The sequence below is a fragment of the Paenibacillus profundus genome (assembly GCF_021369635.1).
GTDB classification, from domain to species: Bacteria; Bacillota; Bacilli; order Paenibacillales; family Paenibacillaceae; genus Paenibacillus_B; species Paenibacillus_B profundus.
This window is the reverse complement of sequence record NZ_JAJNBZ010000005.1, coordinates 226274-246895: the sequence shown is the minus strand read 5'-3', so window position 1 is coordinate 246895 and position 20622 is coordinate 226274. Positions and strand designations below refer to the sequence as shown.

General features: G+C 43.3%; 18 protein-coding genes. All 18 read right to left on the bottom strand.

Going from position 1 to position 20622, the window contains the following annotated elements:
• Positions 1-23: 23 nt before the first annotated feature.
• The 18 genes from LQV63_RS09905 to LQV63_RS09820 all read right to left on the bottom strand — a co-directional run bounded on the left by LQV63_RS09905 (position 24) and on the right by LQV63_RS09820 (position 20446).
• Entirely contained in the window at positions 24-1229 is a 1206-nt protein-coding gene (locus LQV63_RS09905) for a LamG domain-containing protein (RefSeq protein ID WP_233696560.1), read from the bottom strand.
• Between the two features lie 29 nt (positions 1230-1258).
• Positions 1259-2434, bottom strand: coding sequence for a hypothetical protein (locus tag LQV63_RS09900; RefSeq protein ID WP_233696559.1), 1176 nt, complete (start codon positions 2432-2434; stop codon positions 1259-1261).
• Positions 2435-2463: 29 nt separating this feature from the next.
• Positions 2464-3642 carry a hypothetical protein gene (locus LQV63_RS09895; protein WP_233696558.1) on the bottom strand — a complete coding sequence of 393 codons (1179 nt, stop codon included), beginning with the start codon at positions 3640-3642 and terminating at the stop codon, positions 2464-2466.
• 66 nt (positions 3643-3708) lie between these two features.
• On the bottom strand, positions 3709-4989 hold the full coding sequence (locus tag LQV63_RS09890) for a hypothetical protein (protein ID WP_233696557.1): 1281 nt from the start codon (positions 4987-4989) through the stop codon (positions 3709-3711).
• 15 nt (positions 4990-5004) lie between these two features.
• Positions 5005-5682: a hypothetical protein gene (locus LQV63_RS09885; RefSeq protein ID WP_233696556.1), complete on the bottom strand. Its 678-nt coding sequence runs from the start codon at positions 5680-5682 to the stop codon at positions 5005-5007.
• A 2-nt stretch (positions 5683-5684) separates the two neighbouring features.
• The gene (locus tag LQV63_RS09880; RefSeq protein ID WP_233696555.1) at positions 5685-6260 is read right to left on the bottom strand and encodes a hypothetical protein; all 576 of its coding nucleotides are present in this window, start codon (positions 6258-6260) and stop codon (positions 5685-5687) included.
• A 15-nt stretch (positions 6261-6275) separates the two neighbouring features.
• The gene (locus LQV63_RS09875) at positions 6276-6890 is read right to left on the bottom strand and encodes a hypothetical protein (RefSeq protein WP_233696554.1); all 615 of its coding nucleotides are present in this window, start codon (positions 6888-6890) and stop codon (positions 6276-6278) included.
• Between the two features lie 76 nt (positions 6891-6966).
• Positions 6967-7491, bottom strand: coding sequence for a hypothetical protein (locus tag LQV63_RS09870; protein ID WP_233696553.1), 525 nt, complete (start codon positions 7489-7491; stop codon positions 6967-6969).
• Positions 7492-7549: 58 nt separating this feature from the next.
• A complete protein-coding gene (locus tag LQV63_RS09865) occupies positions 7550-7930 on the bottom strand; it encodes a hypothetical protein (protein WP_233696552.1) in 381 nt (126 codons plus the stop codon).
• Between the two features lie 35 nt (positions 7931-7965).
• Positions 7966-9120 (bottom strand): hypothetical protein, encoded by a 1155-nt coding sequence (locus LQV63_RS09860; RefSeq protein WP_233696551.1) that lies wholly within the window; start codon positions 9118-9120, stop codon positions 7966-7968.
• A 12-nt stretch (positions 9121-9132) separates the two neighbouring features.
• The gene (locus LQV63_RS09855; protein ID WP_233696550.1) at positions 9133-9579 is read right to left on the bottom strand and encodes a PAAR domain-containing protein; all 447 of its coding nucleotides are present in this window, start codon (positions 9577-9579) and stop codon (positions 9133-9135) included.
• Between the two features lie 30 nt (positions 9580-9609).
• Entirely contained in the window at positions 9610-13155 is a 3546-nt protein-coding gene (locus LQV63_RS09850; RefSeq protein WP_233696549.1) for a phage tail spike protein, read from the bottom strand.
• Between the two features lie 12 nt (positions 13156-13167).
• Entirely contained in the window at positions 13168-13809 is a 642-nt protein-coding gene (locus LQV63_RS09845) for a phage tail family protein (protein WP_233696548.1), read from the bottom strand.
• An 11-nt stretch (positions 13810-13820) separates the two neighbouring features.
• The gene (locus LQV63_RS09840; protein ID WP_233696547.1) at positions 13821-14456 is read right to left on the bottom strand and encodes a hypothetical protein; all 636 of its coding nucleotides are present in this window, start codon (positions 14454-14456) and stop codon (positions 13821-13823) included.
• A 14-nt stretch (positions 14457-14470) separates the two neighbouring features.
• Complete coding sequence (locus tag LQV63_RS09835; protein ID WP_233696546.1) at positions 14471-15064, bottom strand: distal tail protein Dit; 594 nt, start codon at positions 15062-15064, stop codon at positions 14471-14473.
• A gap of 13 nt (positions 15065-15077) precedes the next feature.
• Positions 15078-19733 carry a rhoptry family protein gene (locus tag LQV63_RS09830; RefSeq protein WP_233696545.1) on the bottom strand — a complete coding sequence of 1552 codons (4656 nt, stop codon included), beginning with the start codon at positions 19731-19733 and terminating at the stop codon, positions 15078-15080.
• A 51-nt stretch (positions 19734-19784) separates the two neighbouring features.
• The gene (locus tag LQV63_RS09825; protein WP_019420059.1) at positions 19785-19946 is read right to left on the bottom strand and encodes a hypothetical protein; all 162 of its coding nucleotides are present in this window, start codon (positions 19944-19946) and stop codon (positions 19785-19787) included.
• 17 nt (positions 19947-19963) lie between these two features.
• Positions 19964-20446: a hypothetical protein gene (locus LQV63_RS09820; RefSeq protein ID WP_233696544.1), complete on the bottom strand. Its 483-nt coding sequence runs from the start codon at positions 20444-20446 to the stop codon at positions 19964-19966.
• Between the last annotated feature and the right edge of the window lie 176 nt (positions 20447-20622).

The following is a 20622-nucleotide window of genomic DNA, read 5'->3' as shown; positions in this document are numbered from 1 at the left end:
AGAGACAGCCCCAAGTGACTGTCTCACTTAATATTTATAGTTCCTTTTGACAAATCCACAGTTACACCGTATAAATCGCCATCTTCAATCTTTTCTTTAAATATTGGTTTTAGCTCTTCCTGTACTTCCGTTTCTTCTTCCATTGTCCACGTAACTAATTCAAAATCACCATCAAGCTCATCCCAAGGGGAATAGTTATGATTTATTTCCAGCTCAGCTTCGGTTTTATCTGGATCATCTGTGTAATGCAGAACATCGAAGCTATCGCCAACTTCGTCATAAAACGTAAATGGTTCAGTTTCTAATGTGATAATGGATTCTTCTTGTGTAGGATTATCAGTATATTCAATGATTTTGATTGTTTGACCATCAAACTCTTCAGCAAGGGTAAAGGGTTCAGTTTCGATATTGAATGATACTTCTGTTTTGTTTAGAGCGTCTGTGTAGTAGCAAAGTTCAACGTCACCCTTTAGTTCTGCCCATGCAGCTTCTGGAATAGTTGAAATGTCGTCTACTCCCTTAAAAATATAATCATTTTCTACAACTGATGTGCCAATGTTTTGCCATGATTCATTATAGGTTTTATATTGATTTCCATGGTAGATCAATATTTTATTTGGAATAGGAGATATAATATCATTATATATTTCTAATTCACAAATTTGACCTTTAAAATATCGTTCTGAGTAGTTCACAATAGTTTTTCCGACAATAAGATTGTTAGTAGGCTCTAGTTCTAATCCAATCAATTCTGTAATTGAGTGTTTTGTAAAACTATTAACATAAATTAATATTTTCTGAGATGAAAAAATCACTAATACATCATTCCATTCCCCTACAACCAATGAATCTAAACTCTTCGCAGTCGCTAAAATATTTGTTGTGTTTTGAGCAATTACCATTATTTTATTGTCTGTGTCTTGATCGATTCTTATTCCTGTATTATTATACCCGCCAGTTTGAAGTATCGCCTTGATTGAAGAAGTAGGATACGGCTTTATTTTGAATCGTATACTTTTGTTTCCTATTGGGATGATTCTTTGATTGAATTGAACATAACTATTTACCCCATTAAATTCTATAGAGTTCCTATCTTTATCTGAGATTCTCTTGACATTGGAAGGAGTACCAATTGCATTACCTTTACTATCTATTGCATTTCCACTTGCCTCATCCATCTTAAACCAACCCACACCACATCTATTCATGTTGTCTAATGTACTACTCAAAGTTCATCGCTCCTTTCTAAATAAAACAATCATTCAATTGATACTTTTTTAATTGGAAATTTCGAAGTATCAACTTTCTGTTTGAACACTTTTCCTTCTCCCAGAACAAAAAATTCTGATTCTATAAATGATCTTTGTGTAAACTCTGTTGCCAAATCAATAACAAACGATTTTCCCATTCCATGATTAACAAAACTTTGTTTATCCATCGAAGGGAAATGTATAAGTATATTAGGATCAGGAGTTTCGTACATCTTTAATTCATTGATACCAGTATACCCTGTGTGCCCATTGTTAGCAGTCCAATTCAAACGATACAATTTATAGGATTTCGGAGTGCTAATGTTGTAATCTTTGTCCGTGTTTATGGTAGTCCAAGTTTGGTTTTTCTGTGTGTCTAAAATGTCCCACTTATCTCCATCAAAGCTTCCTTCAAAAGTCCAGTCTTTTGGCATTGTATTAAGGACAGCAGATGAATTCATGCTTCTTACTGCATATTTAAAAATAGGAATGTCCTGAGCAAATTCGTATCCAAGGAAACCAACTCCAGCACTTCCATTTTGGGAGCAATATCCATCATTATCGTCGATTTGATTAAATGCTTTCCACGCATCATACGGAGCGGAATAAATGTCTTTTGCAAATGCTCGTCCAGATGGTGTTGAATTTGATGTCATTCTAGGAATTGCTGTTGTTGAAGAGTGTTCTCTATCAAATATACTGTGATATCCTCTATCTGATTGAATTAAAAACTTGTAGGTAAGTGGGTCATACGGTTTTAATTGCCCACTTTCATCAATATCAATTGCATCAAGATTAAAGTCAATTGTATATCCACCTTGATTGATTTTTGTTATTTCAACTGAGTGCTCTTGGAATTTCAATCCTTCCTTAATAAAAAAGACTGCTATATTACCGCCACTGATTTGAGTAGTTTCATATAACTCTTCATCAATTTTAATCTCAATTTTGTTTGAATAAGAAGAATACAGAGAACTAATTAATATTATTTTGCTCCCAATAAAGTTAAACTTTATTTTTGGATTGATGGATGTTCGAGAACATTCTTGGCGAGAGCCGTTGTAATACGCACTATTCGAATATCGTTCCCATCCACTTCCCTCATAAATGATATTTGAGTCTGAATCATCATATCTTTTCCATCCTGATTCTGGAGATGCTAATACTTGTCCAAATATAGCCATATTTTTATCACCATCCTTTGTAAAGTTTTTTATACTCCAAGAGTTATTTTATTCACCTCATATTTCTTCAAATCAACCTCATGTTCAAATGTTTTTCCTTCGTTCAGATTACTTTCTCTATTAGAGATTAACTGTACTTGATCATAATCACTTTTAAGAGTTTGTTGAGTTATTTTGTTCATTCCATACGCCGTAAAATACTTTTCATTTATTGATGGAATCTGTGAGGCCGTATTCGAACCACTATACATCTTTAGTTCATTGATGCCTGTATACCCTGTATGTCCATTGTTGGCAGTCCAATTCAAACGATACATTTTATAGGATTTCGGATTGCTGATGTAGTAATCTTTGTCTGTGTTTGTAGTAGTCCAAGTTTGATTTTTCTGTGTATCCAATACATACCACTTATCTCCATCAAAGCTTCCTTCAAAAGTCCAGTCTTTTGGCATTGTATTAAGGACAGCAGATGAATTCATGCTTCTTAATGTGTACTTAAAAATAGGAATGTCATTAGTAAACTCGTATCCAAGAAAACCAACTCCAGCACTACCATTTTTGGAGCAATATCCATCATTATCGTCGATTTGATTAAATGCTTTCCACGCATCATAGGGAGCAGAATAGATATCTTTTGCAAATGCTCGTCCAGATGGTATTGAATTTGATGTCATTTTAGGAATTGCTGTTGTTGAAGCGACTTGGTTTTCAAATGACAGATACTGTCCACTATTTGATTGAATTAGATACTTGTGTTCTATGGGGTTATATGGTTTCAGTTGTCCATTTTCGTCTATATCAATCGCGTCAAAATTAAAGTCATTTTCCCATCCTCCTTGGTTGATTTTTGTTATTCCAACTGAGTGCTCTTTGAATTTCAATCCTTCTACAATAAAAAAGACTGCTTGATTATAAGTCCCGTTACTCACTTGACTAGTTTCATAAATTATTTCATCAATTTTAATCTCTATATTATTCGAATATGAAGAATATAGAGAGCTAATTAATATTAATTTGCTCCCAATAAAGTTAAACTTGATTTTTGGATTGATGGATGTTCTCGAACATGCATGACGGGAGCCATTGTAGTATGCACTATTCGAGTGTCGTTCCCATCCACTTCCCTCATAAATGATATTTGAATCAGAATCATCATACCTTTTCCAGCCTGATTCTGGTTGAAGCAATACATCTCCAAACTTAGCCATACCTATCACCATCCCATCTAAATAAAATCGTTATTCAATATAAAAAGAAGTAGAACCAATTCAGTCCTACTTCACATTAATACGGTTAATATCAAAGTGTTTTTTGTAATCAACCTTTGCCTTAAACAATTTACCTTCACCTAAACCAGAGGATGTCATAGGAAGAGTAACAATTTGTTCTTTTCTATCCAGAGTAGATAAATCACTAATACCATCATTCATAAAAGTATCTTTTGAAGGCAAAGTTGTTGAAATTGTCTTCCATTCGTTGTCGTAAGTTTTGTATTTATTGTCGTGAAAAATAATATTTCTACAATATTTTATTACTAAAAGTAATACAGGTCTAAACCCTACAGTTTTAATAGTCCCTTTTGGGTCTTCATATGAAGACAAGTTATCAATTCTTACTGTACGTCTTTCAACGTAAGTACCAAAAGTGCTACTTGACCATGAATACATATGCTTGAAGTTCCAGACGTTATTGTCACCTGCAATAATTGAACTATTTAAATCACTACTTAAAATATATTTATCCCATTCATTATCTTTATCAGTTCCAATTCCACCTTTTATTAATCTAAGAGCGGTTAAACAGTCTTTATCCAAAACAACAGGCAAACCACTACCACTAGCTACTCCAGCACTATTTAATGTATCCCATGAAATAGAATATTGTATGTTTCTGTCAGCGATTAATTTCCATCTTCCAAGATGATCCTTGTCAACACAAATAAAATAAAAATCACCGTCTGGCGTTGCAGATGATGTTGTAGATATAAAATCGGATGTTTCTTTTCCTAATCCAGAAAACGTACCACAGATATTAGCAAGTGCTTTATAGTGACAACGAATTCTTTTACCTATTTTTAACTTTGAAATAGAACTAACTTCGTCTGGATGGAGAAGTTGCCCATTCTCATCAATATCTAATGCATCAAATCTAAAGTCATATCCACTACTATTAGATGGTTTATTAACAGTAGTAACTTCTATATAATGTTTTCCATAGCTTAATCCGGTTTTTTCATATGACAGAATTTGATGTATAAATGAAGATGACTTTGCACTGAAAAACTCTATAATCTCATTATCAATAGTAATTTGTATTTTATCTGTGTATGTATTTGAGTGTGATAGTATTAACCTCAGTTTTGTACCAACAAATGAAAAAACAAATTTGTTTCCATTCGAATTAGTTAATGAGCCTGATGAAGATCCAAGGTAATGATCGTTTAATGTTGCTTTCCTCCAACCATCAGAAGGAGTATAACTAATTGCACCATCACTATCATCATATCGCTTCCAACCAGCCTCTGGCTTCTTTAACTGTTCACCAACCTTAGCCATCTAATCACCTTCTTTCTACTCTTTATATTCAAATACTGGACGGAAACCAACTGAAACATCAGCTTGAGAAGATGGGCCGAAAGATAATCTTTCTGGGCTTGTCATATCTACCCCGTAGCCTCGTCTAATCCTATTTGTGTTTGTTGCCGTTGTGGTTCTATATATCAATCCATTAACGGGCGTTTCTTGACACCATGAAAACATTTTATTCCAATGCCATACTGCATCATCTCCAGCAGTAATAGTGCCATTGAGAGAGCTGTTAACTATATATGTATCCCATTCATTATTAGAAGGCCATCCACCGTACCCTTGATCGGTTAATGATGTATTCCCGTTAACATCCGCATAAGCAACACCGCCTGTAGGAGAACGAACAATGCCCTGTACATTAGAAATTGTGATAGTAGTTCCTTCTATATTCTTCAGACTATTTAAATAGTCCCAAGACCATTGATTCCTAAGAATTCTGTCTGAAATCAGTAAGCCTTTATCTACCTTTATTCCGTACCAGTATTTTCCTTTAGAGGTTTGCCCGCTTGGAATACCTTCCAAGGGACATTCGACATATCCTGAAGTATTTGTGCCAAATTCATAATAGTCATTGTTATGGTAGCTCCAAACGATATAATCACCGATCTCCATATCTCGCACTTTTTCTCTTAATTGTCCCTTAGTCGCTGGAACAGGCATAATTACACCTCCACTCGTAACAAATCAATTTTCTTCAACTTACTACTCGGAATCTTCTTCCTCAAAACCACACCTTCATCTTTCCACGATTCATCCTTCGCATACTTATAGCGATAATGCTTCTTTAGCTCAAGAACGCCGTTGTCCGAATTTACGAATTCATTGGCATATTTCCCTGCATCCGTGAACTCATCCACGGTAAAGGTCGCGCCAATGAGTGGGGGAATAATCTCGACTTTTACTTTTGCGTATTTGGCGGCAGGGGAGTGGGTACTGCCATCGGCATTATCGATTTCTGCATATTCAGTCCATGTCGTGCCATCCACCGAGGATTTGGTATAGATTTTATAGGTTGCATCGCCTTTCACTTCAATATCTTTAGCGATTCGTTTGAAGGAAGTGATTTTGTCTTGGATGAGAATAAGCTGCGATTCCCAAAAGCCAAAAGGGGCATAGACGATGTTGCTTTTGTCGTCTTTTTTGAGTTCAGCCAATTGCAGCTTTCCATCTTTGACGATAGTATTGTTGAACGTTCCGGTTTCGAACTTAATAGGTAAGCCTATCTCTTGTGTAGCCATTGCCATGTCACCTCGCTATCTAATTTCCCAATTCATCATTCCTGCATGCTGCGCTTTGAGCGGAGCATGAATCTCATCCACAATTAATCCGTTGCGGCGTATAATCAGTTTTCCATCAAGATCTTTATCGGAAGTAATTTTAATGGCCAGAAAAGAAGCTTCGTTGTAGGGGATAGACAACAGGCACTGAAAGTTAATGTTCACATCCAGCAACGCCATATTTTTTTTGTAGCCTAAATTATATTGAACGATCTGATCGTTGAAGCGTCCCTGCTTGGCGCCAGCCAACAGTAAATTCACATCGGATACAGCGTCTTTATAGGTGATGATGTCGTTATATAGAAAAGCTCTTCCGGTTAGGGGATACTCATGCTGTTTGGTCTGGTAAGATACCATGAGCCGATGGTCATTCATTGTAAAAACTCCGTTGCCAACATCGAAGTATACTTGTGAGCCGTGGCCGATTAAGCCGAATCTCGTTAATTTGTGTTTATCTATGTGATAAAAGCTATTCGCTTTTTTAGTATCGAAGTCATATTCGGACAAATAGGTGCCGTCATAATATTCCGCAATCCAGATAAAGCTCTGATGGGGAACCGGAGAACGATTGTATCGGTTATGAAAAATCATAGTAAACCTCCCATTGTATTGTGAGCATAAAAAAAGGCGAGACTGCGGTCAGCCTCGCCTTGAAAGGAAGCGTTCGTTACATGTAGCGGTACGACACACGGATTTTGAAGTCTTGTCTTCCGCTTGAAGCATCCAATGGTATTTCTGCCTGCAGCGAGACGGTGACATAGTTGCCTGCCGCATCAAGCGGATTGCCGTTATTATTAACGCCGAGTATTTCCTGTGCTGCCGGAGTTAACGGCGTCGTCAGTTCTTTCCCGGAATGGTCCTTGGTTGTGCTCCAGGTCGTGCCAATAGGCTTCAAGCGCGTTTTGCCGATAAGAGAAGAGGGATCTGCAATATCTGTTTCACCCAAAGAATCTACTTGTGCGTGAAACCAGTTGCCACTTACAACTTGTGTTTCTAGACCGCCTTCCATTTCACGCGTTGTGATGGTGCAATCCTCCATTTTAGAAACGTCCGTTTTACCATTTTTATTGTTCCAAATATTGAAAGTAACAGGCCGGCTGCTGTCTCCGGCATCGATCACACCGAAGTCAAAGGGGGCAGTTACCTCTGCCGAATGCGTGCTGTTAAGCCAAGAAATAATGGGTTGTGTCATATGAATTCCTCTTTTCATTTTTTGTTTTTATAAATAATTAGTGCATTGCTTACATAGCTCATTCGCTGCCGGAATGATCGGTTGTATGCTCTGTGCTTCCCCATACGAGTTCCTTGGCGCTTCCGCCGAACGAATCGATGGTATGCGGGGCAGAGGAGTCGTCATGTTCGAGCACAAGCACGTTCATGTGCTTGTCCATATGGACTCCACCCAGCTTGGCGACTATAGGTGCGCCTGCGTTTTCTAATGCTCCATTCAAGGGAACGATCAGATTGGAAGTGAAGTATTCCTTCTTGGTCTCATAGGTGCCATCAGGAATCGTGACTTCATATTCCATGGCATCCACTTTGAAGGATAGACGGTTATTGGTTTTGTCGATGACGATGGGCTGTGCTTGAAGCGCTGCCGATCCCCATACTTGCGAACCTTGCTTGCTCATTTTTTCCCTCCTTATTGCCGATTGGCGTCCCCAGATTAGATGCGCACGACCATTTCGACCGTCACATTTTGAATGTTCCCGCCTTGCTTGACTACGTTCAGCCGGAACATATCGCCCACATTGACGTTGCTGCTGCTTACTGTCGACGTCCGGTCATCAAAAAACTCATGCGGTTTAAAGTGGATGTTGTGCGACAAAATGCTGCTCCATTTCACTAAATCGGCTGTTTTCTCAATTTGTATTTCCGTGTCGGAATCGCCGGGAACGCTGCAAATCGCCTCAACGGACGTAATCTCGCCCTTGAAAGGGAACTTGGCAATGACGCTTTGCACGCCTTGAAAGAGGGAGGATGGCAAGCAAAATACGATGACTCGGTCTTTCACATCCAGGGGGATGCTTTTCAGCTTCACATGTTCGGCGACTGACATCAGCCCATCTGCATGTTCGCTTACGACTTGAATGCTTTTGCCGAAAATATCAATCGGAATCCAGCTCTTGCCGTCAAAGCGGTATCTCATGCCATCCTTGTAGGTTTGAACCGTCCAGCCAACTTGTGGATATGGGTATGTATTCGTTAGTTCCTTCATATCCGCTACCGGAGGCTTAAATACAAGCGTCGTCGTGTTATAGGCATGCAAGGCCTTCTCGGTGGCCAGCTTTGCGTCATCAGCAGCCTGATTCGCATTATCGGACGCCATGTTGGCAGCATGAGTGGCTTCCTCAGCGTTCTTGATTACTTGCTTCAAGTCGACAATCGCCGTATTGGTCTCCTGCAAGCGGTGGAGCATCTCGTCAATGATATCCTGCAAGGTCTGCACGACGTCGGGACTCCGGCTGACCATGGCATAGATGCGTGAAGCGGGGTAGAGGATGAACCCTTTCCCTTTGTACTTGCACAGCAACGTTTTCCCTTCGTGGGCGGGATGGAATTGCATGATGCCGTTGGAGTAGTTGACGAGAAATTCGTCAGGCGCGAGTGCGCTTCGATTCGTGAACCGCTCTTGGTCGATTTCGGTGAAGCCCTCAATCATGACTTTGTGCCCGTGTGACGGGATCTCAAGTAAAGTAATCTGATTGTTGATGATAGGCAGGGAGTCCATCCGGTCTTTATAAGGATCGTCCGGGGTGCCGCTGCGCCATATCGTGGTGACGGGATCATTCAGTTCCAGGTACGTTTTTATCTCTGGCATATTATCACCTCCTTATCCGATGAATACATTGCTGCTTCCATCTTTGATTGTTGTAGAGACTCCTGCATGAGTGGAAACTGTGCTGCCTGCTACAGCAATTGGACTGCCGTTAACAAATACGCTTTTGGAATTCCCAATTGTAATGCTTCCGGATCCTCCTCCATCAGAGTGCTCTAAATCCCACCCGCTTGGAATGGAGTATGTTTCTGTTTCCGCCGTGGAATCACTTTGTCTAGCGACACCCATCCCGTTGACGAAAACATTTGATGAACCGCCATTTACAGTTCCGTTGATAGTAGCGTCAATACTATCATATTGATAATACCCTTCCGTCCACCCTTGGCATACTCCATCTATCCATCCGCCCGAGCATCGACGAGGGTGCCAATATTTAATCCTAATGTGGTTACTTGCTGCAGTTGAAGCAATGCTGGCCCCGTAATACGCGACTCCAGCCATACGTTTCACCACCTCCCAATTCCCAAGTGCTTAATTAAGTCTTATTTCTGAACCGGTCATAATGATCTTGCCTGTTGCATTCAGCACAATATCACCGTTGCTTTGCAGTTCCACCTTGCTTCCATTTTGGTTAACCATCCGGATGTTCGTTCCTTCTTTATTAATTTCAAATTGAGTGCCGTTGTGATGCTTCACCAGCAAGCCATCTGATTCCACCTTGAATGTGCTACCTTGAACATAATTGGTGATTCCTGAGTCTGCTAATGAAATTCTGACTTCTCGACCTGAGTTATTCGTGAAATAGATAAAATCGAGGGTTGTGTTCTTCTTCTCTATGAAGCCGATGCCCGATTTCTCGGGAATTGCGTTATCGCCGACGCCCATTCGAATTCTTGGGTAGGAGTCGATGCCCGTATTCTCAAAGCTCAACTCCATTTTTGTTAGTTTATTGTATTCAGGAACCATAGCCGGCAGATTCGAAATCCCGTCGGTGCTTGCTTCGGTGGTCAGTCTTTTACTTGTGCCCTGTTCATAATAAAGGAGCTTGCCATCCGCCGTTTTTGCCTGAACTTCCGAACCTTTGCGCATGCCAGTTATCCATTTCGCGGATTTTTCCGAGATATCGATATAATCTACGGTAACGCCGTATGGATCGGTAGTATCTTTCGTTACGAGACGAGTCACAGTTAGATCGTTAATGACGCCATAATTTGCATTTAAATAATCGGCATCGATATTTTTGGCGCTTATCTGTCCGGCAATGAGTTGAAACGCATCTAAATCGAGGAAGCCTTTGTCGGTATCGATAAGCACTTGACCCGCGTCCCCGGTTAGAGTCGCTTTGCGCGCTTTCAGATTCCCGTCCAGATCCACGCTGAACGGTGCCTTGTCGAACTGGTCGTGCCCCGCCCATATTCCTTCGTCCGGGAACACCTTGAATACTTCATTGCCTTGACCGATCTTCAAGCTGGAGCCTTCGATATGCCCGTCCTTGAACAAGGAATTTTTAATTTCCGCATCATCGGCGAACAGCTTGTTCATCCACACATTCCCGAAGTAATCGGCATGGAAGGGGGCATCGGCCCAGCGTGAATTGCCCAGAGCCAAGCCATCCTTGTTGATGGTAAAGACGCGATCGCCTTCGCCAGCTTGGAAATTGCCCTTCATGTGCAGGTCGCCATCGGACGAGGTGTAGAAGGTCTTGTCGAAAGAGCCGTTGCGGTTGCGCTCGATGATGAATCCATCCTCACTGTTGACCGTGGTGCGGTTCACGATGGTGTTGTCGGCGCACTCGGAGGAGCGGTACCGATTTACGACCATGCCGAACTTATCCGTTTTTTTGTCATACAATCCAAGCCGCATCACTTCGCGCTCGCACCGATCGGATATCGTCAGCTTCGGACCTTCAATCATGAACAGGCCGTCAGGGTCGCCCACGACGACACGCTGTCCCAAAATGATCTTGCCGAGCACCTGCTCCGCGATTAGGCCGTCAGGCGTAATGGCAGTCTCGTAGCGGAGGCCGCCGCTGCGCGTCAGCCCGAGCGCGCCGTGCGTCGCCCGCAGGAAGCGCTGCGGGTCATGCGGGTCGATGATCGTAATGCCTTTGCGATCGATCGTGACGTACTCGTTGGACGCCATGTTAATATCGTTCGTCACTTTATTCCAGAAATGCTCGAACAGCTTGCTCATTTCTGAGGTATCCACCACCGCTTTGCCCCATTTGTGCTTGTTGCTGTCCACGGTAACGGAGGTGTTTTTGCTGTCATAAATGAATTTCTCCAGCTTCTTCTGGTCATTCGTCAGGTCCTTGGCGTTGCTGATCGTAAGCTGGATGCTCGAATTTTCGTAATCGTAGCGGATTTCGGAAATTCGCGCCTCTATTTTGATGTTCAGCAGTTCGTAAGTAATCAGTACGAAGTCGCCGATGACCAGCTTGTCCCAATTACGCTGCTCTTTCACGATGTCCAAAAAATTAATGACGTCGATGCTGAACTGGGTTTGCGGGAGCTGCAGCTCTTTGAATTTGCTCTCGGCTGCTTGATAGAGGTCTTTTTCCTCGACATATTTTTCGTCCGCAAACTCTTTCTCAATGACGTAGTAATTCAGTTCCAGCAGCTGCTCATCCGTAAAGTTGCGCGCGGGGGAGAAGTCCTGCTGCAATTCGGCAATCGCATGCTGCACCTGCTCTAATTCATGCGTCAGATTTGCCAGCTCGATTTCGGCCGCTTTCATCTGCATGTGCTTGTGATCCAGACTGAACTTGTCGATAAGCTCTCGCTCGTTGTTGCCGGCGTCGTGTTCCTCAAGCGAAATGTTGGCCACCTGCAGAAACACGTCGACATTCGAGCCGCCGCGCACTTCCACGGTAACGTTCTCCGCCCGATGAACCTTGCCGATCAGCACCCATTCGCCGGATTGTACGGGCTTGCCGACTCCATTGAGCGTAACCTGGACGCCAGCGGCAGGGCTTACTTTGCATAGCACCGCGTAAGGATAGATGTCCTTCACGGGGAAGCTGCGCGAGCTGGAAGAATCGTGAATATATTTCTCGAAAAACATTTTGCCGTCGAACTGCTGCGCAAGCATCGTGTTGGTGATGACGGCTTCGTTGTTTTTCAGCTTGTGCAGCTCGACTTCCTTCTGTGTCAGGCTCTCTTCCAAGCGCTTCCGGGCGGCGAGCTGCTTGGCGAATTCCTCTTCTCTGGCCTCGATCCGTTCTTCATAGTCAAGCAGGGCGTGGCAGAGAGAATCGCTCATATAGTCGCTTGAGCGGATGACCGTGTTGTTCGCGTCCCGTTCAAATGGATACATGAAGTAGCTGAAGTTCTCAATATAATTTTGTCCGGTCGGATTAACCTTGTGGATGGTCAGTCCATCCTGGCCAAATGCTTTCAGGCGGGTTACCATTTCGTCCGCTCTGGACTCCTTGCCGAGCGACTTCAAATATTTTCCGTACGAAAATCGCAGCCCTTTGTTCATGCCGAACAGTTCGGGCTTCATCATGGATACGGTCCGCCGGTTCGTATCCCACTGAACAACGGCGTTGTACGTCTCAGCGACCTGATAGATTGCATCCAGCACCGTCGTATTGCCAAAATCGAACGCGCGATATGTAAGCTTGAAGTCCGCATCCAAATAGTCGATGGTCCAGACCGTATTGGTCAGTACGTCGCGCAGCACTTGCTCAGCATGGTACGATTCCACGGCGTAATCTCGAATCAACTTGTCGCGCAGTTCATAAGGAAGGGCGTAGCCATGTATTTCTTTGTAAGTAGTCTCGCCGTCGCCGTTCTCGTTCGTCGAATGAATCATATAGCGCTCTATATGTTGGCCCAACACGACTTGGACATGATAACGTTCCTTTAAAAGAGCAATATTTTTGTTGTTCACGAGCTTATGATTGATGTCGATTTGATAGGGAAGCTTGAACGACAGTTCATTGACGGAAGACAAGAGTATGGATTGGTTAATATCATAGGCTTCACTCAACTTGCTTATCGTCTCTCCGTTCGGCTTCACCAAGAACAGCTGGGGCTTGATCGGTTTCTTCAAGAAATCAATATTTCCTAACATCGGATCACCTCCTTATTGAATGCGTGTGAATTGATATCTTAATTGGAAGTTGGCGTCACCGCGGACTTTAAACACATTTTTGCCGGGCGGAAGGTCTAAATAGTTGTCATTGAAGCTGCTGTACCGATAGGTGGCAGCCAAGCTCGTTTCAATATGATCTTGGTCGCTGTTTACGTACACCGTTTCTTGATCAAGCAAATCCGTAAACCGGAAATCGGCGTTGCCTTGAGACGTATTGATAATGGCAAACTCGCCTTTTCCTTGCTTCGTAATCCAAATCTCCGGCTTGCAATTCAGATCGCCTTTGTTGTCGAATACGACCACGGGCTCGAAGTGAAAGGAGATCTCGCGAAAAGCAGGGGAGACCGAGTATCGATCAGACTCCATAATGACCCGAAATCGGAGCAGCGTATCGTGCAGCGGGGTGTCGATCTCGGCGTCCGGAATGCTGCCGCCATTCACGCACGGCTTCCAATCACTCCACGAATATCCTTGATCCGTCGAGAGGGAGGTCTGCACATGGACTTTGCAGTTCGGAGGAGCATCGCTCTTCCACGTCATCTGCGTCAGTGCGCCGTCTCCATACAGGGATATATCTAGTGGGGGAGAAGTGTAGACGCCTAACAGGTTGCTTAAAGAAAGCCAATTCGCCATCGCTCACACCTCTAATCAATTTTCCCAAACGGTCTGAAAAGCGCCGATATTCCGCTTTCCTTCCATCTGGCGATGCGATATCCCAGCCATACCACGGTATTATCGTAGATGCTCGTGCCGCTCGTTAAGTTCCAGGCCGGTTCGGCCGCTCCGGCTTCGCCTTCAGTGATGCACACATAAAAACGACCGTTGTCAACGGTCGGGAAGACGATATCGTTTTTAAAATACAGCTTGGACCGTTGCCAGGTGGAAGCGCCGCGCGTGTCTTGGACTTCCCGATCCGCAGCGGTCGGAAAGACGGGCTCCATCACTCCGGAATGGCCTGCTTGAATGCAGGTGTACACATGGCCGTTGTCTTCAGGCGGAATGATATAGTCTCCGTTGCGATAGGAAGTCAGTGCTTCCCATTGAGGAGCAGTCCGTCCCGTACGTGTATTGACCCAGCCGACATACTCGCCAATGGCGGGCTTCAAGTTCCATATGATATCGTTCTGATCCCATAAGTCCTCTACAGGCGGGGACAAGGCATAATCTTTAGATACCTTATCCAAGGTCGAGAAGTTCTCGCCGAGCTCTTGAATCGTTTGATAGATCTCATCCGTGTATTCCGGGATGTGCAGCTTCAGTTTTTTCGTTAGTTGTGACATGTTGTGCTCCTTTCTTATGTAATATCCGGCCAGGCTGCGCCGGAATAGTCGCTCCATCGCGGCACCTTGGAGTCCAGCACGAGCTGCCCGGAGGCATCTACGGCAAGGCCTGTCTTCGTGCCTGCGGAGAAATCGTTGATGCGATGGTCGAGACGGGTATCTTGCCATTCATACAAGGGGGATGAATAGACAGGGGAGTAAGAATAGGGCGAATCGCAGCGGAACGTTAGATTGACATAGCCTTGCGCCAGCGCGTTATGTACCAGTGTAGGCTCATCGACTGCAAGGGCATAGAAGACGCGTTCGGGATCGCTGGAGAAGATAAGCTCCTTGTAATAATCCTGTTCCGTCAGCCATCTGGCAATTTCGCGGATTTGCCGCGTATCCCACGTCTGTTCAAAGGCGAATGACACTTGAAATTTGAGCGGGTCTTTCGCAATGCCTTGGAAATAAGGCTTGCTGCGTCCGCCGATGCTGACCTCTTGCAGCGTGCGCGGGGCCGCGAAAGGTTCTTCCAGCAAACCCGAGTTAATGTTTACATTCACGATGCCGTAATCGCTGCATTTGATCCCGGCATAGGAGAAGTATTCGGAAGATCTGATTGTCAATGGATGTCACCTCCTAAATATTCACGCCGCGCGCTTTGAGTCCATTGATTAAGGAAGCAGCCATATCGCCGCCGTCTTTTGGGCCGAAGGCTCCGGTAATGGCTACGTGCAAATTCTGAATCGTCGTGCCGGCATGCGTGGTGTTTTGCTGCTGCGTGAGGCTTGGCAGCTTCATGTTCCGAATGGAATCGACTACATTTCTAGTAATATCAACCACCTTCAATAAATTGAAGGAATCGGATTGATTCAAAATGATTTCTTTCTCGTGGGCGAGCAGGAACTTGCCGTTGTTGCCTCCCCAAGGGGGAGTCATGCCGCCTGACTTCGCGGAGAACGGCTTCATATTTTTCAACTGATCATAAGATTGATCCGGGAAATTGTATTTGTTGCGATAATCGTTGTTTAATTTGCGCAGCTTGTTGATTTCTTCCTTGATATGAACGATGTCAATCGAATTGGGATCGGTTCGTTGCAGCTGGATCACTTGCTTGGTCAAGGATTCGGCACGCTGCTTATTGGCAAGGTACTCCTTCCAGCTTCTCTGCTTGTCAGCATCTTCGGTCTGCTTGCCTCCGCCTGCATGTCCCGGCACACCGGAGCTGCCGGAAGGCGCTTTGCCAGACGAATCGACAGTATCGCGATACTCCTGCGTATTTTTATAATCCTGCTCAAAGCCGTATCTCATATTGTCAGCTATTTTCTTGCCGAATAGCTCGCTTTGTCCTTCGAGATAAGCAAAGAACGAATCATATTTCGATTGAATCTCGTCCAAGGCCGTATATACGGCGACTTTATCTTCGCTGAGCAGGGACTGCTTCATGTCATAGAAGTATTTCTCATCTTCTAGAATTTGCTTATAATGACGCTCGACTTTGCGTTTCTCCTGATCAAGCTTGTCCAGTGTGTCCTCGTGCTGCTTATCTGCGAGCTCTCTTTCTTTCTCGATCGTTCGTCTCCGGTCTTCGAGTTGATCGGAGAGGCCTTCTTTGACGAGCTCGCGCTCGCGATCGAGCTTGAACTTGTCGATTTCTTCATTTTTGGAATCGAGCTGCTCCTGCAGCGCTTTTTTCTTTGCTTTTGCTTCAAAGGAATTGTCCAGCGCCAACACATTGATCTTGTCGGCAATGTCCTGCCGCTCCTTCATCAATTTATTGAACTTCGCTTCGTAATCCTCTTCCGCATTGGCTCGATCCAGCGACTTCAGCTGAGCGTTGATGATGTCTTCGTATCGTTTTAGCTCGTCATCCAAATGTTTGACTTTATTGTTATGACGCTCATTTTCGACTCGTATTTCTTCTTCAATCGCTTGCTCCCGCAGCTCTTTTTCTTTTTGGAGCATTTTCTTGTAATTCTCGATGATGCTGTCAGCCCGATCGGATCTGGCTTTCCATTCCGCGTTGTTCATATCGGAAATTTGCTTCAATACGGTGCGCTGATATTCATTGAGAGCATCAAGCTTGGCTTGGGTGCGGCTCTTTTCCGTGATGGATTGGCTCTGATTTACTTTCCGCGTCAATTCCGCCGTTTGCGATTCAATGGATTGTGCAGCTTGGGCGTAAACGGAAGCAATGGCCTTGTCGATGTCTTTGGCCGCTTGCTGCTTCTCGGGCGTGTCCAATGAGCCCAACAGGCTTTTCTGGAATTCCAGCTCTTTAATCTGATCCTCGAACCCTGAGATGAGAGCATCCGCTTGTTTTTTTCCGAGGTCCTCAGATTGAGCGACTACCTCTTCATACTTATTGTTTTGAGCATCCAGCAAAGTCTTCAGGTATATTTCCGCAGCCCGTTTCTGTGCATCCGTAGACTTGCTGCTTCGGATAAATTGCTGGGTTTTATAGATTTCATCATTGATTTGCTTTCGCTCGTTGACGATGTTCTGAACAATCTCTTCCGTATACTTAGCCAACAGCTCTTTTTCTTCCGTGGTGTTGATTTCACCCAGCATGGCGATTTTATGCTTGGACTTGGCTTGTTTATGTCCGCTGGTGTTTTGAATACGTTCCAGGCCTTTGCCGAATGTGTCCGCTATGCCCATGACCGCTTGGTTCAATTTTGAATCAGCGTCATTGATTTGCTGGGGAAGATTGAGATATTGTTCGACAAAGGATTCTATCGTTTGGATAGAATGGCCTTGAATGGTTTCCGTGCCGCTGTTGGCGATGGATTCCAGCTTTTTGCCGACGTTCTCGATGACATCGCCGTTCTTATCAAGCAGCCCGGCCTTCCCAAGGACGCCTCTTAGTTCTTGCTGCTGTTTGACATGCGAGTTTTTTAGATTATCCAAGGCTTTCGTAAGATTGTCGTAGAGCGTCAGTCTATTATTGAGTACTTTATCGTAATCTTTACCGGAGGCGATGGCTTCATCCAGCTTCTGTAGGTTTTTGTCCAGCTCCGCATTCGCTTTATTGACGGCGTCCTCTAATTTGTTTATTTTGAAACGGGACTCATAGGCAGCCTTGTCTTTGCTGCTGGAGGAGGAGCGGGAGCCAGAGTTAGACCCTGAAACACCATATTTAGAGCTGGATAGTGCTTCTCTAAATTTTGCTACATAGTTCATTTTTTCGCCATGATCTAAAATTGCTTTCCGGTCACGTTCGGCCGTGGCATCTATTTTTTTCGCTGCTCCCTCAGGCAAATATCTCTTTATATTTTCTGGAATTGCTTCTGAGCCTTTGATTTCCGCAGCAGCTAGCTTTGCCGAAGCTACATCATTAATCGCATCTAGTTCAATTCCATAGCCTTTTAATCTTGCCTCGAGCTCGGTTTTGTAGTTTTCGGTGATTCCATTTTCAGCAAGTATTGAATCGTTAAGTAAATCTAATTTTTTTGATCTGACGTCCTCAATAGCATCTTTTTCGATACTCCATCCATCGCTCATCTTGTGGACGTTATCAGCTAACTCAGGGTACTTTTGAATTAATTCAGACGCTGCATCTGCGTTTAGTTTTTGTCCTTGTTCAACAGTGGATAAGATATTATTGAAATATTTCAGGTCACCGGACAGTTCGTTAACACTTTTTAAGCTTTTGACCTCTTCATTGTTTTCTTTAAATGAATTAGTTAGGTTGTTAACAGCTTCATCACTCAATTGAAGAGCATTCTTTAATTGCACAAAACGTTCCTTTTCCTTATAAGAAACAATGCCGTCTGATAAGATTTCTGCAAGTTCGGCTAAACTTGTTGTGAATTCTTCAAGCTTGCTTTCATCATTGACTATTTCTGAATCAAGGGAATTGATTATGTTTTTTATTTCTTTCGATGTTTCAGGATTAAACTCAATGTCCCGTAACTTTAAAATCCCCTCAACGGAGGAAGAAACAGAATTCAATAATTCATCTGATGAACTTGCAATTTTCTGTTGAGTGTTAATGATTTGAAGATCTAATTTTCCTAACTCGATATTACGACTGCGTATGAACTCATCTTGAGTTTCTTGGCTGCGTGACGAAGCTGGTACTTGAGCTTGACGATTTTTTATGCTTTTTTTGCGCTCTATTTTTGCTATTTCTTTATTTAGTTTATTAATTTCATTTATTTTATCTTTGTAATTATCTTTAGCAGAATGTGCATCAATTCTTAGCTGAATTTTAGATAGCTTTTCGGTGTTCTCTATTTCTCTCTGAATAGCCTCTGTGCTCTTTAAATGCTTTTGGCCTTTTTCATCAATGGATGCTACTAGACCCGGCATAAGAGTGGACAATCTCTCAATTACGTCCAGATAAGACTGCTCTTGTTCATGATTCGTGAACAGTTGCCCATTTTGTGTTACAGCTTGAAGATAATTATAAGTGTTGACAAGCTCTAATATTTCATCTTTATGAGCTGTCCATGACTCGGTGGTCTGTCTCGTTTGTTTTTCTAATTCGATTTGTTGCTGTTTTTCTTCTTCATATTTATTGTATAAATAGGTTAGACCACTCACTACTGCCCCAATAGCGACAGACAACCCCAAGCTTAAAGCAGATTGTAGAGCAACCGTTGCTATTCGTGCTTTGACAGTCGAGCTGGTATAAATTTCCGCGAATACCGAGAGTGCTTTGAACTTTAGTCCACCTTGAGCTATTGCTTCAAAGAATAGGGAGACCATAGATGTATCAAACAGCTTTTTAAAAGCGTCTATATTTACATCTTTAAAAAAATCGTTGGCTGTTTTTTCAAACGGATTGGATACAGGGCTTGCCTCCGTTTGGGGTGCGGATTCAACACTCTTTGATGCTTCGTTACTCCCTATTTCGCTGGCTGACTGTACACGAAGTAAATCTTGTTGCTTTGCTTCGAACCTCTCCATATTACTAATTAGGGTTAGGATAGCATCGCTTTCTTGCAGAATTGCTGATCTTCTATCATTTATATGTTTTGTGGCTTGGACTGAGCTATCTATATTTGCGCGTATTCTTTGTGTGACCCTATTGATTGCCTCACCAAGCGAGAAATTTTTGGCTATGATTTCTTCAATGAGTTTCTTTTGCAGCTCAAAGTGTTTTATTACTTGTTGCCCGGATGAAAGCAATACATCCACGCTTTTCGTATACTTCTGATCAAAATCAACACTTAGTTTTACTTTACTAAGCTTGGGATGTTTCTCGATCTTTTTGATTGCCTTATTGATCTCTTCAACTGTCTTCGTAATATTCAAGGAACCGGTCAGCAGGGTTAAATCGTTTTTCATGGCTTCCACTCCTTTCCTTCATGATGAGCGCATGCGCATTCGTCAGCATGCTCATTCACTTTCTTGGGTGTCGTGCTCCTCCGCGATGGGGTGGGAGAGCAGGTAGCGGATTTCATACATCGCATCCTGCTGGGAGAAGCCTTCGACCGGCGTCCGGTTCAGAAACTGCAAAATATTGCTGACGATGTTGTCTGACAATTCATATTTAGGCATGAACGTTCACTCCTTTACTAAGCGGTCTCTGTATCTTTTTCCGTGTCTGCGTGTTCGCTGTTCCATTTTTCAAGCTCCTTATCGATCGCTTGGTTGAATACGCCTAGAGCGGCATCCAATTCCTCGAACAGCATGTGCAGCTCATCGATTTCAAAAGCATCCAAAATCTTTTCGGTATAGTCGCCATCATTGAGCAAATGAAGCATCTCCATATATTGCTCAAATGTTTCAGCATCGGTCTTCAGCGACGTAAAGTACTTGATGGCCAGCATCGTTTCGAGGCCCAGAATCAGGCCGGCATCAAATGGCTGCTTGGTTGTCAATGCTTCGGTCAAGATGCGCAAAAGCTCTGCTTTGAGCTTGTTTTTCCGGGAAGGGCGAAATACGGTCTCGACATCGACCTTCGTGTTGTTGTCGAACACGACTTGTTTTTTAGGTTTGTATTTTTCATTGGTTTCTTTTTTTACCTGGGTCAAGGTGAGATTTTTGAGTTGTGCCATGTCGGATTCCTCCTTATTAAAATGAAATAGGGGAGGAAGAATACTCCCCTAAATAAAAGCGAAACGGATTCAACTGGGACGGAAGCGGAACGAACGCCTCCCAATCTTCCCCCCCAATGTGACATCCATTGGATTCTGTACAGTGAAAGCAGCATGGAGACCGCTTAAGATTAAGT

Coding starts and splice junctions, on each gene's coding strand:
- LQV63_RS09870 (WP_233696553.1), bottom strand. CDS start 7,491: ATGACACAACCCATTATTTCTTGGCTTAACAGCACGCATTCGGCAGAG.
- LQV63_RS09850 (WP_233696549.1), bottom strand. CDS start 13,155: ATGTTAGGAAATATTGATTTCTTGAAGAAACCGATCAAGCCCCAGCTG.
- LQV63_RS09895 (WP_233696558.1), bottom strand. CDS start 3,642: ATGGCTAAGTTTGGAGATGTATTGCTTCAACCAGAATCAGGCTGGAAA.
- LQV63_RS09855 (WP_233696550.1), bottom strand. CDS start 9,579: ATGGCTGGAGTCGCGTATTACGGGGCCAGCATTGCTTCAACTGCAGCA.
- LQV63_RS09825 (WP_019420059.1), bottom strand. CDS start 19,946: ATGCCTAAATATGAATTGTCAGACAACATCGTCAGCAATATTTTGCAG.
- LQV63_RS09880 (WP_233696555.1), bottom strand. CDS start 6,260: ATGGCTACACAAGAGATAGGCTTACCTATTAAGTTCGAAACCGGAACG.
- LQV63_RS09820 (WP_233696544.1), bottom strand. CDS start 20,446: ATGGCACAACTCAAAAATCTCACCTTGACCCAGGTAAAAAAAGAAACC.
- LQV63_RS09875 (WP_233696554.1), bottom strand. CDS start 6,890: ATGATTTTTCATAACCGATACAATCGTTCTCCGGTTCCCCATCAGAGC.
- LQV63_RS09860 (WP_233696551.1), bottom strand. CDS start 9,120: ATGCCAGAGATAAAAACGTACCTGGAACTGAATGATCCCGTCACCACG.
- LQV63_RS09830 (WP_233696545.1), bottom strand. CDS start 19,733: ATGAAAAACGATTTAACCCTGCTGACCGGTTCCTTGAATATTACGAAG.
- LQV63_RS09900 (WP_233696559.1), bottom strand. CDS start 2,434: ATGGCTATATTTGGACAAGTATTAGCATCTCCAGAATCAGGATGGAAA.
- LQV63_RS09890 (WP_233696557.1), bottom strand. CDS start 4,989: ATGGCTAAGGTTGGTGAACAGTTAAAGAAGCCAGAGGCTGGTTGGAAG.
- LQV63_RS09840 (WP_233696547.1), bottom strand. CDS start 14,456: ATGTCACAACTAACGAAAAAACTGAAGCTGCACATCCCGGAATACACG.
- LQV63_RS09845 (WP_233696548.1), bottom strand. CDS start 13,809: ATGGCGAATTGGCTTTCTTTAAGCAACCTGTTAGGCGTCTACACTTCT.
- LQV63_RS09885 (WP_233696556.1), bottom strand. CDS start 5,682: ATGCCTGTTCCAGCGACTAAGGGACAATTAAGAGAAAAAGTGCGAGAT.
- LQV63_RS09865 (WP_233696552.1), bottom strand. CDS start 7,930: ATGAGCAAGCAAGGTTCGCAAGTATGGGGATCGGCAGCGCTTCAAGCA.